This window comes from Microcoleus sp. Pol12B5, from assembly GCF_036701335.1.
In the GTDB taxonomy this organism is placed as follows: Bacteria; Cyanobacteriota; Cyanobacteriia; order Cyanobacteriales; family Microcoleaceae; genus Microcoleus.
Window position 1 is genome coordinate 32,745 of the sequence record NZ_JAUBQQ010000013.1, and the last position, 15,678, is coordinate 48,422.

Annotated in this window: 9 protein-coding genes and 1 tRNA gene; 8 read left to right on the plus strand and 2 right to left on the minus strand. The window is 44.6% G+C overall.

Features of this window, described 5'->3' with window-relative positions; genetic code table 11:
- Window positions 1-285: 285 nt before the first annotated feature.
- On the minus strand, window positions 286-3,546 hold the full coding sequence (locus QUA24_RS09445; RefSeq protein ID WP_333229091.1) for an ATP-binding protein: 3,261 nt from the start codon (window positions 3,544-3,546) through the stop codon (window positions 286-288).
- 396 nt (window positions 3,547-3,942) lie between these two features.
- On the opposite strand from QUA24_RS09445, the gene QUA24_RS09450 reads away from it, so the two are divergent.
- The 6 genes from QUA24_RS09450 to QUA24_RS09475 all read left to right on the plus strand — a co-directional run bounded on the left by QUA24_RS09450 (window position 3,943) and on the right by QUA24_RS09475 (window position 10,793).
- Window positions 3,943-4,884: a circadian clock protein KaiA gene (locus QUA24_RS09450; protein WP_333229094.1), complete on the plus strand. Its 942-nt coding sequence runs from the start codon at window positions 3,943-3,945 to the stop codon at window positions 4,882-4,884.
- A 188-nt stretch (window positions 4,885-5,072) separates the two neighbouring features.
- Window positions 5,073-5,387: a circadian clock protein KaiB gene (gene kaiB / locus QUA24_RS09455; protein WP_006632119.1), complete on the plus strand. Its 315-nt coding sequence runs from the start codon at window positions 5,073-5,075 to the stop codon at window positions 5,385-5,387.
- Window positions 5,388-5,733: 346 nt separating this feature from the next.
- Window positions 5,734-7,296 (plus strand): circadian clock protein KaiC, encoded by a 1,563-nt coding sequence (gene kaiC / locus QUA24_RS09460; RefSeq protein WP_333163120.1) that lies wholly within the window; start codon window positions 5,734-5,736, stop codon window positions 7,294-7,296.
- A 586-nt stretch (window positions 7,297-7,882) separates the two neighbouring features.
- Window positions 7,883-8,173: an EAL domain-containing protein gene (locus QUA24_RS09465; protein ID WP_333229177.1), complete on the plus strand. Its 291-nt coding sequence runs from the start codon at window positions 7,883-7,885 to the stop codon at window positions 8,171-8,173.
- Between the two features lie 182 nt (window positions 8,174-8,355).
- Window positions 8,356-9,171 (plus strand): alpha/beta hydrolase, encoded by an 816-nt coding sequence (locus QUA24_RS09470; RefSeq protein WP_333229096.1) that lies wholly within the window; start codon window positions 8,356-8,358, stop codon window positions 9,169-9,171.
- Window positions 9,172-9,176: 5 nt separating this feature from the next.
- Window positions 9,177-10,793, plus strand: coding sequence for a diguanylate cyclase domain-containing protein (locus QUA24_RS09475; RefSeq protein WP_333229098.1), 1,617 nt, complete (start codon window positions 9,177-9,179; stop codon window positions 10,791-10,793).
- Between the two features lie 75 nt (window positions 10,794-10,868).
- On the opposite strand, the gene QUA24_RS09480 is transcribed toward QUA24_RS09475, so the two are convergent.
- Window positions 10,869-10,941, minus strand: a tRNA-Arg gene (locus tag QUA24_RS09480).
- A 368-nt stretch (window positions 10,942-11,309) separates the two neighbouring features.
- Here QUA24_RS09480 and QUA24_RS09485 point away from each other — a divergent pair.
- Window positions 11,310-14,177 (plus strand): ATP-binding protein, encoded by a 2,868-nt coding sequence (locus QUA24_RS09485; protein ID WP_333229101.1) that lies wholly within the window; start codon window positions 11,310-11,312, stop codon window positions 14,175-14,177.
- Window positions 14,170-15,606: a response regulator gene (locus QUA24_RS09490; protein ID WP_333163111.1), complete on the plus strand. Its 1,437-nt coding sequence runs from the start codon at window positions 14,170-14,172 to the stop codon at window positions 15,604-15,606. Before QUA24_RS09485 ends, QUA24_RS09490 begins: the two co-directional genes overlap by 8 nt.
- The last annotated feature ends 72 nt before the right edge of the window (window positions 15,607-15,678 follow it).

Sequence of the window (15,678 nt, forward strand, 5' to 3'; positions counted from 1 at the left end):
CTACAATAATTATGCAAATGAATGATTTAGGATTGCTATACTTGTCAAATTATATTTACACTCAGGGTAGTCGTTTTTATTCACTGTTTTATAAACCACTGATCACCTCACTACAAATACGCAAAATGATGAGTTATTATAAACTTGACTGACTTGATAAATAACGCTTGGCGGTTGACAGTTAAATAGTTGCCCACTTGTGCTTTTCCTCATAAATAATAGTTAATTTTTACAGGTTGAGAAACGAGTTACTTCCTCACTAAAAACCTGGGAAATTCTTCATTTTTAGGAACTTGAATGAGTTAATAAACTCTGTTGAATTTTGTCTAACAATTGTGCTGCTGATAAGGAAGAAGGCAAAATTTTGGCAGATACTTCTTGCAGTAGAAAGTCGATCGCCTCGGATTCCGGATTTACAGCAGATCGATAATCCCAGACTAAAATTGGCAATTTTACTGCCATTTGGCGCAAGTTCGATAGCGCCTGCAGCATAGCGGTTGATTCTGAGGGGGCATCTCGCAAACACAGCAAAACTAAGTCAACGCTTTGATATTGCAACTGCTGCAAAACTTCTGTCCAGCAGGGAGCGATCGACCCTCGAAATCCTGCGGTGTGGATGTACTGGATCAAAGCTTGAAAGTTGGGAGTAGAAAACTGGGAATTGGGGAGGGGAATCTCGGCATTTGTCGATCGATCGCGATTTTCCAATTCTTCCGTCGGGTTCCCCCCAGAAGAGGAGTGCAAATCGGGTAAAGTCGAAATGTCTGCAAATAAAATGCTGGGTTTCCAACTCATGCCCGCAGCAACTTGAATCACTTGCCACAAAGCACTTGGTACCAACCCGGTTGGTGAAGTTTCACTGTCGTCGGGACTGCGGGTAGCCAAACAGGGAAATACCGACAATCCTTTGACTTGATTTGCCAGTTGCGTAGTAGTGGGGTCTAAAGTCACTAACGGGAGAGAACCCAAATTTCGAGACCGACTTAACTGTTCGATAAAAGCTAAGGGGTTTTGCAGTTGACTTGTACCATCCAAGACGATCGCATCGGGCCGCCAAATTCTGGCCACGAGTTCTGCTTGGCCGAGGTCGTCTGCTTCTAAAACCCGGCAGTAGTTGGGGTTGAGCAGTAAAGCGGAACCTTGAGACGAACTGTTTTGCGGGCTGAGCCACAACACGGTTAAAGAACTCCTTACTTTGGGGCTACTAGAATTACTGTGGCCGATCAAGTCTGCCAGCAGCCGCCGCAAAGCGGGTTCTTCCACCGGCAAGGTCAAAAAGCCTTCAGCTCTGTTGACACTAGCCCGTTCTTTCTCCCCTCTGGTGGCTGTGACGATCGCCGGAATCGATCGGGTATCCGGGTCACTCTTGAGCAGCGTCAGCACGTCCCAACCCGACAGCAGCGGCAGCAGCGGGTTGAGGAAAATCGCTTCGGGACTGAACCTGCGAGCTTTTTCCAGCGCTTCGGTGCCGGAACGGGCGACTATTACTTGGTACCCCAAACCTGAGATGACGTTGGTTAAATCTTCGATATATTTGGGAACTGCTTCGACTATTAATACTAAACGAGAGCGAGAATTGGCGATCAGAGTCGGATATTGGGGTTTTAATAATTCTTCCTCGGCCGCTCCAGGTGCCGGGACTTCTTCGCTGCTATTTCCCGGAGGATTTGGTGGCAGCAACAGGGTAAATTGAGAGCCTTGGTTTTCTGAGGAAATAAACGAAACGTCTCCGCCGTGGAGCCGAGCTAGGCGTTGAGTCAGTACCAGTCCCAGTCCGGTTCCTTGAAAGCGGCGGGTGAGGGGGCTTTCTAGCTGTTGGAATTTCTGAAAGATCAGATGCTGTTTGTCGGCGGGGATGCCGATGCCAGTGTCCCAAACTTTGAATGCGATCCAGCCTTCCCAAACATTTACTTTCAATCCGATTTTGCCGCCGAGTTCGGTGAATTTTAGGGCGTTGGAAAGGAGGTTGACGAGCATTTGCCGCAGTCGCAGTTCGTCGGCAATTAATTGGCTCAGTCCCGGTTCTATTTCGAGTGTAAATTCTATTTGGGCCGAGGGTTCTGCGTTTGCTGTGCCGTCAGTTTTGCTTGGTTCGGGTGGTTTTTTTTCTTCTTGCTGTTGCAGTTGTTTTGCTTGTTCAAAGGCTCTTTGGCAGGTTGATTCTATTTCGACTGCTTCGGGAATTAGTTCTAGCTGCCCGGTTTCCATCCGGGTCAAGTCTAATATATCGTTAACTATTGTCATCAAATGCCGCCCGCTTTTATGAATTAGTTTGGCGTAGCGTGTTTGGCGATCGTTGAGTTCTCCGATCAATTTATCTTTGAGGAGGCTGGACAAACCTAGCACGGCGGTGAGTGGCGTTTTTAGTTCGTGGCTGATGCAGGATAAAAATTCGTCTTTGAGTCGGTTGAGGTGGATTAAATCTGCGTTTTTCGCTGCTAGTTCTTTGGCGACTAAATGTTCTTCGGTGACATCTTGTCCCATTACTAAAATTAGCTTGTCTGAGAGCGGCTGTTTGACAAATTGCCAGATCCGTTCTTGACCTTTTTGTACGGGACACTCGCAAATGTAGGTGTCTGGTTTGCCGGCCATGGGGCACCAAGCTGGAGCGGTTAATGTTGAGGGGGAGGCAGCAGCGTACAGGGGCAGCGGACAACTGGTGGCTGCGGTTGAATCACGCGCGGCGAAGCTATCCCGCAGGGAATCGCCCGATCTACTTGCTCCTACTAGGCTCCTGCAGTCGGTGGTGATGCCCTCTAACTGCAGGCTCTTATATTCGCTTGTTAAATGGCTTGGTTTGCGGGGCGAGTGTTTACCCAAATTTGCTGCTGGTTCTGGAACTGGTTCTGGGCCAGCTCCCAGCAAAATCCGCCACGCTGCGTTTTGGCTGACTATTTGTGCGGTGGGGGTTTGCAATCTCAGGGGCAGGGGTAGTTTTTCCAGTAGTTCGACTAGGGAGTTCAGGTTTTCCGAAGGTTTCAATCCTGCTTCTAGAAAGCGTACTTGAGCGTCTAGGACCGTGGCGATGGCTTCGGAAATTGGTTTTTTTAATTCGATTTCTTTGACTGCTGTTCCCTGCTCTGTGAGGCTGCAGAGCGAGCTGCTGTTGAGTGCGGCGAATTGCAGCAGGCTCAGGTTGTCTAGCATTCCTAAGAATTGACCACTGGCATCTGTGAGGGCGATCGGAGTTTTGGAGGGGGTGTCGGCGGTTTGGCGGTTTGGCCGGGCTGGGGTGTTCTGTTCCTCTGTTTGCAGGTACTCCCAGAATTCGCTGACGCTCATAGCGGCGGGTAATACCCTGACTGGTTCGATCGCGATCGAGCTTTCTGACAAAGGTTGCTGCCCGTCGTTTGTGCGATCGGCTCCCCAAGCCCAAAGGCTGCGGAGGTAGACTAATCCCAGCGGCTGTAGCTGTTCGTTGACTACTGCAACTCGATCGCAGTTGCAGGATCTGAAAATTGACTGCAGCGATTCTAGCGCACCCGTTTGGAGGCACAGCGGCACTGGCTCGATAAAATTTTTGAGACTGGGGGTGGTGAGTGGCATAACAAACCTGATAGTCTGCTCGCGAGAGCAGTAATATTTTTGATGCTCAATGTAGCTGCGAATTTCTGTATCTTATTTGTTTTATATCAGTTCGCTATCAGGCTCCGTATCTGTACCGACACCAGGGAGTTCGATGCCTACGCCTGATTTGAGGCGACTAGCAATTATTTTAAGGCTTAAGCTTAATTGCAGAAATCACGCTCAGGGTGCTTGACACAAAAACCACGGAGTACACTTTTATTCTTCTTCTGGTAGAAGCGCATCACTTATTTTGCGGTTAAGATTGGTTAAAATAAATGTTGAGATGATTGTTAAAATGTTAAGTTTTTTGTAAAGGAGATATCAACTCTGAGCGATCCAGCACTTTCAGGCAACTTAGGTGGTGCACCTACAGCTTTGCTTCCTCAACTTTCTATCGGTATTTTTGTCCGCTCTGAGGAAATTGCAGCCTCTGCGATCGAGCTTTTGAGAGGCGAACGCTATGCTTTAACGCACCTTAAGTCGGCAGTGGAGCTTTTCGGATTCCTTAAGCACAATTATCACCTTGATTGTTTGGTTTTGGAGGTGGATGGGGATCTGCGATCGCTTCTGGGCAAGCTCCAAGAACGATCGCTATTTTTGCCGGCTGTGATTTTTTCGCCTCACGCGCAGGTAGATGGCAAGCCCGAAGCACCATATTCAGATGGTTTTGAGGCTGCTGCCAGTACCGCCGCCAACAAGAGTCAAGACGAAAGCTGTGCTTTTTTTTATCACCCTGCTGAGGTGCAACTGGCAATCGCTCGATCGAACGAAATAGCTGCAGGTATCGATCAGGCGATCGCACAATTTCTCAAACTTTCAACTCCGGTTCCTGTCAATTACCAATCATCCGTAACGGTCGATGCGACAGCCCAATTGACTGCTCAAAGTTTGCTCAGCCGACAGCAGCGGCGGCTGGCGGAAAAATTACGGGAGCGATTAGGATACTTAGGTGTGTATTATAAAAGAAATTCCCAGATTTTTTTGAGAAATCTGTCGGGACCTGAGAAGCAAAAGTTTTTGGAGCAACTCAAGTTAAGTTATCGCGACATCGTTTTGAATTATTTTTCTCAAGATGCTGCGGTCAACAATCAAATAGATGAATTTGTGAATTTGGCTTTTTTTGCTGACGTTCCCGTGACTCAAATTGTAGAAATTCACATGGAATTGATGGACGAGTTTGCTAAACAGCTAAAATTAGAAGGGCGCAGCGAGGAAATATTGCTTGATTACCGTTTGACCCTGATTGACGCGATCGCTCATATGTGCGAGATGTATCGGCGATCGATTCCGAAAGAGACATATCAAAGTAGAATGTAGAACGGATTCGGCCTAATTTAAGAAAGAAAAGGTAGAAGGTAGAATCTAACAAAAAAGAAAGGAGCCGAGAAACGACCGCGCGAGCGCGAGGCGGAAAATATTATAAAATAACAAAGAACAGCGGATTTAAGACAAATAACAACTACAACTAACATCTGACAACTAATACTCAACATTTAAAAAAGTTCATGAGTCCTCTGAAGAAAACCTACGTTCTGAAGCTGTACGTTGCGGGGAATACTCCCAACTCAGTGCGAGCTTTGAAAACCCTAAAGGACATCCTAGAACAAGAATTTCAAGGAGTCTACGCGCTGAAAGTCATAGATGTTCTCAAAAATCCTCAGCTAGCAGAAGAGGACAAAATATTGGCAACCCCGACGCTGGCCAAAATCCTGCCGCCGCCGGTGCGAAAAATTATTGGCGATTTGTCCGATCGTGAGAAAGTTCTGATAGGATTAGATTTGCTCTATGAAGAACTTCGCGAAGAAGACCTGAATTCATAAGATAATCAGGTGAGAGTCAGTCAATTTTTGATTTGAGACTTCGGTTTGGCGTGAAACGTTCGGCGAGCGCGAGCGTCGAAGCGTCGAGTCGCGCTCAGTCGAACGATTTTAGATTTTAGATTTACTCAACAGATGAATCTGGGAGGTTGAAAAAAAGTCTAAAATTTTTATCTTTCCACGACAAGAGTACGTGGCACGGTATCGGTTTTTGGGCGGGGTCATTAGTCAGCAGTTAGCAGTCATTAGTTATTGAGCATGAGCCAAAACTAAAAGCTGGGTACAAAGACTCATGATCGGCGGTTAATGAGTGACAACTAAAGAATACTGAGAGTTGACAAAAATCGACATGAATGAAATTAGTCAAACGGTTCAACGAAAAGGATTGGTAACGCCAGGAGTTGAAAAAATTCGCACGATGATTGAGGGTTTCGATGACATCAGTCACGGCGGAATGCCACTCGGCAGAACCACCCTAGTCAGCGGCACGTCAGGAACGGGAAAAACTTTATTTGCCGTACAGTTTCTTTATAACGGAATTACCCATTTTGACGAAGCTGGAGTGTTCGTAACTTTTGAAGAATCTCCCACAGATATTATTAAAAATGCTTGCAGTTTCGGTTGGGATCTGGCACAGTTAATCGAGGAAGGCAAGCTATTTATTTTGGACGCTTCTCCCGATCCGGAAGGTCAAGATATCGTAGGAAATTTTGATTTATCAGCCTTAATCGAGCGAATTCAGTACGCCATTCGCAAGTACAAAGCCAAGCGGGTTTCAATAGATTCGGTGACAGCCGTATTTCAGCAGTACGATGCTGCATCGGTGGTACGCCGAGAAATTTTTCGCTTAGTTGCGCGCCTCAAACAAGTAGGAGCAACTACAGTTATGACTACGGAACGGGTGGAAGAATACGGCCCGGTGGCGCGGTTTGGGGTGGAAGAGTTTGTGTCGGATAATGTAGTGATTGTTCGCAACGTTTTGGAAGGGGAACGCCGCCGCCGCACCATGGAAATTTTGAAGTTGCGCGGTACAACTCACATGAAGGGCGAATATCCTTTTACTATGACTAATGACGGAATTAATATTTTCCCATTGGGGGCGATGCGATTAACTCAAAAATCTTCAAACGTGCGGGTTTCTTCGGGTGATAAAACTCTCGACGAGATGTGCGGTGGCGGTTTTTTCAAAGACTCGATTATTTTGGCTACAGGTGCAACGGGAACAGGCAAAACGCTATTGGTGAGCAAGTTCTTGCAGAATGCTTGTATGAACGGCAATCGGGCGCTGCTTTTTGCCTATGAAGAGTCGCGGGCCCAGTTGTTCCGCAATGCTTATTCTTGGGGCATTGATTTTGAGGAAATGGAAGAGAAAGGACTGCTGAAGCTGCTGTGTACTTACCCGGAATCGGCGGGTTTGGAAGACCACTTGCAGAGTATTAAATCAGAAATTGCTGAGTTCAAACCTTCTCGAATTGCTATAGACTCGCTGTCAGCGTTAGCTAGGGGTGTCAGCAATAATGCTTTCAGGCAATTTGTGATTGGAGTGACAGGTTTTGCGAAGCAGGAAGAAATAACCGGGTTTTTCACGAATACAAGCGACCAGTTTATGGGTTCTCATTCGATTACGGACTCTCATATTTCTACGATTACTGACACGATTATCATGCTGCAGTATGTAGAGATTCGAGGAGAAATGTCGCGGGCAATTAATGTATTTAAGATGCGCGGTTCGTGGCACGACAAAGGAATTCGAGAATACACGATTACTGAAAGAGGGCCGCAAATTAAAGATTCGTTTAGTGGTTACGAACGGATTATCAGCGGTTCTCCTAGTCGGATTACGATTAATGAGAAGAGTGAGCTATCGCGGATTCTCCAGGGTGTGCAAGGTCAAGACGATGAGGATATTTGAGAGTTAGCAGTGATTGGTCGTTAAAAGTAGGTTGGGTTGAGCTAGGAAACCCAACTTTTTTAATTTGAGGAGTTTGTGAAGATTTATAGCAACCGCGAAAATGTTTGGGAGGTTCTTAATTGCTGAAATATGAGCTTTTATGGCCTTCTTCATCAGCGCCTTTTGCTATAGCAATCCCACTCAATAGGTTGTGGTAAAAATGTAGGGTAAGTTGTTGTTCCTCTAAATTGTATATTTCAATGACATCTCAAAAAGCATAAAATCCTCTCTCTACTCGATTTGTAAACAGGTAGCCTTGCTGGTGTTAAAGTTATAGTAGGAGGTCATTCTCCTGAACTAGGTGGGGTTACTCCCGATCATCGATGTATTCCCATCGCCGAAAAAACTGGATTGATTTCGCCCGAAGAGCACATGGGTTTTAGAGTAAGCTTGCTGGCAATATCAGCAGTGGCTAGCAGCAGGACTAATTCTGCCTAATATCGGGTTGAATCTCTCGGCACGTCAACTCAGCCAACCGACTTTAATCGCTAAGAGCGATCGCATTATTGAGTGTAATGATATGAAGCCAAAATATCTATAGCTAGAGATTACGGGAACGGAAATGATTCTTAATGTTGACATTGCCTACAATCTTTTGAGCCAATTATCGAAGCGTGGCACTGGGATTTTTGTCTATGATTTGGGGACTGGCTATGCTGCTTTTAACAACCTGAAAAATTTTCCGGTTAATTCGCTCAAAATTGATCGCTCATTTGTCCGCGATTTAGCCAGCGATCCGAGCGATAGCTCAATTGCCAAAGCCATAGTTGCAATCCCAGATGGCTTAAATCTGAGCATAATTGCCGAAGGAATGGAAACCCCAGCGAAATGGGAATAGTTACAAGCGATCGCCGAGGAAATTGGGCAGCGTTATATGTTGAGTAATCCGGTCATTGCTGAGTTTGCTATTCATTTAATCCGACATCCTGAATTGTTGTCTACCACTATGTGGGATCAGCAATCCTCCCTCATGAAAGGGCGCAAAAGTCTTATAATTAATTTAATTCTCGTGTCGCTCAAATGACTAAAAAAATTTTCTTACGGAATAATATCAAAGTGTTTGGACAAGGCACCCAGACGATGATGTTTGCTCATGGATTTGGGTGCGATCAAAATATGTGGCGTTTCGTAACACCGGCCTTCGAGAAGGACTACAAAATCATCCTATTTGATTATGTAGGTTCGGGACAGTCTGATATTAGTGCCTACAGTTATGAACGGTACAGCGACCTCAATGGCTATGTTCAGGATGTCCTCGATATCTGTGAAGAATTAGCATTGACGGATGTGATTTTTGTCGGTCATTCTGTCAGCAGTATGATCGGCCTTCTGTCCTCAATGCAACCTCCTAATTACTTTGATCGCCTGATTCTCCTAGGGCCTTCACCCTGCTACATCAATGATTTACCAAATTATTACGGAGGGTTTGAGCGCAAAGATATTGAGGATCTCCTCGATATCATGGAGAAAAATTACATTGGTTGGGCAAGCTTTCTGGCGCCAATGGTGATGCAGAATCAGGAGCGTCCTGAGTTAAGTGAGGAACTTGAGACAAGTTTTTGCTCTACCGATCCGGTGATTGCAAGTCGCTTTGCCGAGGTAACTTTTTACTCTGACAATCGCAGTGATTTAGCCAAGGTATCAGTACCTTCACTGATATTGCAATGCGCTGATGACGTGATTGCTCCCACCGAGGTAGGGGATTACCTTCAGCACCACCTACCTAAAAGTACGCTACGGCTGATGAAAGCTACGGGACATTGCCCGCACCTAAGTCATCCACAAGAGACGATCGAGGTGATTAAGGAGTATTTGAGTGTACCTCATACTACCTGATTTGTATGGCAAACATGACCTACCAGATAGACGAGCTACTCAACACGTCACCCTGTGGATTCCTCTCGTTTGCTGACGATGGTACGATCGTAATGGTCAACGCCACATTACTGCAATTACTCGGATACGAAACCGATGAACTGCGGGAACGGAAAATGGACTCCATTCTGCCAATGGCCAGCCGGATTTTTTTTCAAACCCATTTCTTCCCCCTGTTGAAGCTCGACGGTAAAGTAGAGGAAATTTACTTCTCATTAAGGTCAAAGCAGGGCAGTGATGTACCCATGCTGATCAACGCTGTGCGTCGGAATCAGGGAGGAAACTTCGTCAACAACTGTATCTTGCTCTGTATCCGCCAGCGTATCCTATACGAAGGTGAAATTATTAAAGCAAAAAAAGCAGCAGAGGCAGCTATTCTCGCCCAAAAACAAGCAGAAATCGCTCTGCGGAAACAGTACAACAAGGCGATATTACTTCAAGAAATTACTCAACACATCCGTCAATCTCTTGATTTGTCTACAATTTTTGAGATTGCTTCGCAGGAGATTCGCCTGTTTCTTGATGCCGAGCGCGTCGGCATATTTAAGTTCGATCCTGACAGTAATTTTGGATATGGTGAGTTTGTTTCAGAATCCGTAGGCGAAGGATGTAAATTGGTAAGCAGAAATCTCTTGAACGACCAGTGTGGTGGTGAACAAGATCCTGATTCATATAAAGAATGGAGAATGCAGGTAGTTGAAGATATCCATAATATTGACCTTCAACACTGTTACCGCGCTCTTGGGAAACAATTTCCGGTTCGGGCTAATTTAGTTGCGCCACTGCTCAATGCAAAAGATTTGTGGGGGTTGTTATGTATTCATCAATGTTCTGCTCCTCGGCAATGGGAAGAATTTGAAGTAGACCTTGTTAAACAGATTGCTAATCATTTAGCGATTGCCATTCAACAAGCGGATATTTTTCAGAAGTTGCAGAAGGAATTGGCAGAAAGGCAGCAGGCCCAAGCGCGCATGAGAGAAATTAATCAACAACTGGCACTCTCTAACGAAGAACTAGCCCGCGCGACTCACCTCTTAGAACAAGTGGTAAATATTGATGGGTTGACTCAAATTGCTAATCGCCGCTGTTTTAATGACCGGTTAGAGCATGAATGGCAGCGGCTACACCGGGAACAAAAACCTATTTCTCTTTTGTTATTTGATGTGGATTATTTCAAACGTTATAATGATTGCTACGGTCATCAAATGGGGGATGATTGCCTGTTCAAACTTGCTCAGACTGTGCAAGAAGTGGTCTACCGTCCGGCGGATTTAGTGGCGCGTTACGGCGGGGAAGAATTTGCCATCATTTTGCCGAATACTGATATTGAAGGAGCGAGTTCTGTGGCCCAACGGATTCACGCTGCTATTCAAGCTTTACATATTCCTCACAAAACCTCTGATGTGAGCGATGTAGTTACTATTAGTATGGGGATCGCCAACTTGATTCCGATTTCGGAACTATCATCGGCTGACTTGATTGCGATCGCCGATCGTTCACTATACCGTGCCAAGCAACAGGGGCGCAATCAGTCCGCGACCTGCGACTACAGTGGCGATTCGATTTTTGACACTGATGCTTAAATCACAATAATAATTGAGACCGAGGACAAAAATTTGTCCCTGGTCTCTCAAAATCAGTCATTTTATAAATTTAAATGAGCACGGAGGGATTTGAACCCCCGACCCTCAGGACCGGAACCTGATGCTCTATCCACTGAGCTACGTGCCCTTGACTATTTAGAGTATAACACGTCTTGCGGAAAATGGCGAGTGCCGATCGCAAATTTCCTGCCCGGCCTCCAAACCGCTTGACCCATGGGGGTTAAACTCGCCCGCGCGATCAAATATCAGGCTGTTCTCGAAGCCAAAGACTGCAACTTTTACCTAAATGATAACAATAATACGACAATGGGTAAAATAATAGACTTTAATCGAGCAAACATTAGGTTTACATTCGATGGGGGTTGAGCATCTACCATAGCTAAAATAGCCCGCATCCATTCCTCCTAGCTAAGCGGCAGTAAATAAATCGTGCTGCTATTAAGACCGGTTGTGCAAATACGGTTCTAGACTAAGTTCACCAAACCTCTCAATTTTATGGTTTCTAAAATTTTAGACAAATTACCGCTGCGAACTGTTCTCATAGTTCCATTTATACTGCAAATCCTGGGAGCCGTAGGACTCGTAGGATATCTGTCTTTTAGAAACGGACAAAAAGCAGTTAATAACCTCGCCAGTCAGTTAATGAGCGAGGTGAGCTTGCGTGTCGAGCAAAACCTGCAAGTTTACCTGACAACTCCCCATCAAATCAATCAAACAAAGCTTGATGCTGTAAAGCTCGGCTTGTTAAAGATGGAAAACTTATCAGCTTGGGAGAAATATCTTTTGCGGCAAGTACAATTATATCCATATATCAATTTCACCTCCGTTGGCAACAATAAGGGAGATTATAGATCCGGTGAACAACTGTCTAACGGCTCCAGAATGATGAATGTAATAGACACATCTACTGGGTTGAATTTTAACTCTTACAATACGAACGCTCTCGGCGATCGCACTAAAGTTACCATCATTGCCAAAAACTATGATAATCGGCAACATCCTGCGTACCAAAAAGCCGTCAAAGTCGGCAAACCTACTTGGAGTTCGGTTTTTGTTTCCTTACTAGAGCCGACCTTAATTATCAGCGCTCTCCAACCCGTATACAGCGACAGAAATCAGCTAGAAGGAGTCTTATTTACTGCCTTGCGTCTCGACCATTTTGGGAGATTTCTCAACAGTCTCAAAGTTGGCAAATCCGGTCAAACATTTATTATAGATCGCCAGGGTATTTTGTTAGCAACTTCCACAACAGAAAAACCGTTTCGCACTAAAGGTAATAAAAGACAATTGTTTAAAGTAGAAGAAAGCAGCAACCATTTTACTCGAGCGACAGCTAAATATTTGACGACCAAATTTAAAAATTTAGACCAAATTAAAAAATCCGAGTTATTGAGCTTTGAAATAGATGACAAGCGACAATTTTTAAAAGTCTTGCCGTTCCAAGACGGCCAAGGTTTAGACTGGCTGATTGTTGTAGTTGTGCCCGAAGCAGATTTCACCAAAGAAATCGATGCCAATACCCGCACAGCGGTTTTGCTTTGTTTCGCAGCTTTAGGAGTAGCTGTGGTGATTGGCATTCTGACTTCTCAGTGGGTGACAAATCCTATTTTGAGCTTAAATACGGCAGCCAAAAATATTGCTAAAGGTGAATGGGATAAAACAGTACAAAGCGAACGCTCCGACGAATTGGGGGAATTAGCCAAGTCATTTAACAGCATGGCTCAACAACTGCAACAATCTTTTGAAACTTTAGAACAACGAGTGCAAGAGCGGACGGCAGAATTGGCTGTAGCTAAAGACAAAGCGGAAGTGGCAAACCAAGCTAAAAGTACCTTTCTTGCTAATATGAGCCACGAATTGCGATCGCCTCTCAATGCAATTCTCGGTTTTTCCCAACTGATGACTCGCAGCCAAACTCTATCCCCAGAACATCAAGAAAATATTAGCATAATTAGGAGCAGCGGAGAACACCTCCTTACCCTGATTAATAACGTGCTGGATTTATCTAAAATTGAATCGGGGCGCACCACCCTAAATCCCAAAAAAATCGACCTCTATCGCCTGCTTAATGACTTGGAAGATATGTTTCAACTCAAAGCACATGACAAGCACTTGCAGTTGGTTTTTGAGCGCAGTCCCGATGTGCCACAATACGTAGAAACGGACGATTTAAAATTGAGGCAAATTTTAATTAATCTGCTAAATAATTCTCTTAAATTTACCGAGGATGGCGGTGCCTGGGTCAGAGTTAGCAAGCAGTCGTCAGGCATAAATCAGCAGGCAGAAGGGGGAAATGTTGCTCAATCGGAAGTATCAACAAATACTGAAGTTTTTGCCATTAATGGTATTAAAATATCTCAAGTAAGTCAGTCGAACAACCAGATCATTTCAACCCCAAATGACTATTCAGCTTCTACCTCTTCCTTCTTCCTTCATTTTGAAGTCGAGGATACTGGGCCCGGTATTGCTACCAATGAATTAGACGATCTTTTTGAACCTTTCGTGCAAACCAAGACAGGCAAAGATTCGCAAGAAGGTACCGGCTTGGGATTGCCAATCAGTCGCAAATTTGTGGAATTAATGGGGGGTGAAATGAGTGTCTTTTCTGCTGTTGGTAAGGGAACTAATTTTAAGTTCGACATTCAAGTTATTGCGGTCGATGCGGCTGATATTGAAAGCCCAAAACCGAGCCGGAATGTTATAGGCCTGGTTCCCAGCCAACACATCTATCGAATTTTGATAGTAGACGATAAACCGCTCAACCGCCAACTGTTAATTAAAATCCTCTCTCCTTTGGGTTTTGAACTAAAAGAAGCTAATAACGGCCAAGAAGCTATTGAGATTTCGGATAGTTGGGAACCGCATCTAATTTGGATGGACATGAGAATGCCTGTGATGGACGGCTACGAAGCGACGCAATATATTAAAAGCACTATTAAAGGTCAAGCTACTGCGATTATTGCGCTGACAGCGAGCGTTTTGGAGGAAGAACGGGCAGTTATTTTATCGGCGGGCTGCGATGCTTTTATGAGGAAGCCTTTCCGGGAAGCCGATATTTTTGATGCTATGCACAAACATATCGGAGTGCGCTATATTTATGAAGATCCGGGTCAAGCTAATTTATCGGCTCTCAAAGAGGGCGATCGCGCAATGACTGCGGCTGATTTCGTGAAATTACCTGAGTCGCTGGTAGCTAATTTAAAGTTAGCTATACTGAATGCAGATATGGATTTAATTGATAGCTTGCTCGATGAAATTCGATTAAAGGATGCAGTAACGGCAGGTGCGATCGCAACTTGTATAGAAAATTTTGAGTACGACAAAGTTTTAAAGTTAATATCTCAAACAATATCACATGAATAACGACCTTCCTAGGACCGATCGCGGTAATATTTTAGTAGTTGACGACACCCCAGCTAATTTGCGACTGCTAGCCGGAATTTTGAATGGCAAGGGCTATAAAGTCCGCCCCGTACCTAGCGGCGAGTTAGCGCTTTCGGCGGCCAAAGGTATGCCTCCTGATTTAATTTTGCTGGATATTATGATGCCCGAAATGAATGGGTATGAAGTTTGCCAAAATATCAAAGCTGATGAACGAACTTGCGACATTCCGGTAATTTTTATTAGCGCAATTAATGACGTACTTGATAAGGTCAAAGCCTTTGCTGTGGGTGGGGTAGATTATATTACCAAACCTTTTCAGGTGGAAGAGGTGTTAGTGAGGGTAGAAACCCATTTAGCTATGTGCCAGTTGCGAAAAAAACTCCAACAGAAAAACAATGAACTTACAGTTACTTTAGACCAACTGCAAGCTACTCAGAATCAATTAGTGCAATCGGAAAAAATGGCCGCATTAGGGCAACTAATTGCAGGCATTGCTCACGAAATCAATACGCCGTTGGGGGCAATTCGGTCGTCTATTGGAAATATTACCAGCTTTTTGGATAACAATCTCGAAAGTTTGCCAGTTTTTTTTAAAGAACTGTCAGCCGAACGCCAGCAAGATTTCTTGCGTTTGATGTACAGTTCTAGTCAACAAAATTACTCTTTATCTACTCGAGAAAAACGGGTATTGAAAAAAGGCGTGAAGCAGCAACTCGATTCGGAAGGCATTGACAATTCTGACAGCATTGCTAGCATTTTAGTCAATATCGGATTACAAGGAAATTTGCAAGAATTCTTGTCGTTGCTCAAAGATCCTGACAGCGAAAATATTATCAAAACAGCCTACGACTTTGCTAGCATTCACAGAAGCGCCCGAACCATTGCTACCGCTACTGAGCGCGCTGCCAAAGTCGTCTTTGCCCTGAAAAATTATGCGCGTTACGATGTAAATGGGGAAAAAATACAAGTGAATATTACGGATGGAATTGAAACTGTATTAACTCTTTATCAAAACCAAATCAAGCAGGGTGTGGAAATTGTCAGAAACTATCAAGATCAATTGCCTGTGGTACTGTGTTATCCCGACGAACTCAATCAAGTTTGGACAAATTTAATTCACAATTCCTTACAAGCGATGGGCAATCAAGGAACTTTAACAATTGACGCGGTACAACAAGATACCAGCGTCTTGGTAAAAATTATTGACAGCGGTAAGGGGATTCAACCAGAGATTATTCCGAAAATTTTTGAGCCTTTTTTTACCACCAAACCTGCGGGAGAAGGCAGCGGGTTGGGACTGGATATTGCCAAGAAAATAATTGACAAACATCAGGGTAAAATTGATGTGGAGTCGATGCCCGGTAAAACAGCATTTACCGTGTCTTTGCCGATTAATTTAACTGAGTAGGTAAAGCGCCAGAGGCTGAAGTCTGGGGCTAAAATTTGCAGTCTACCCGCGCAGAATGTAGAATTTGGAAAA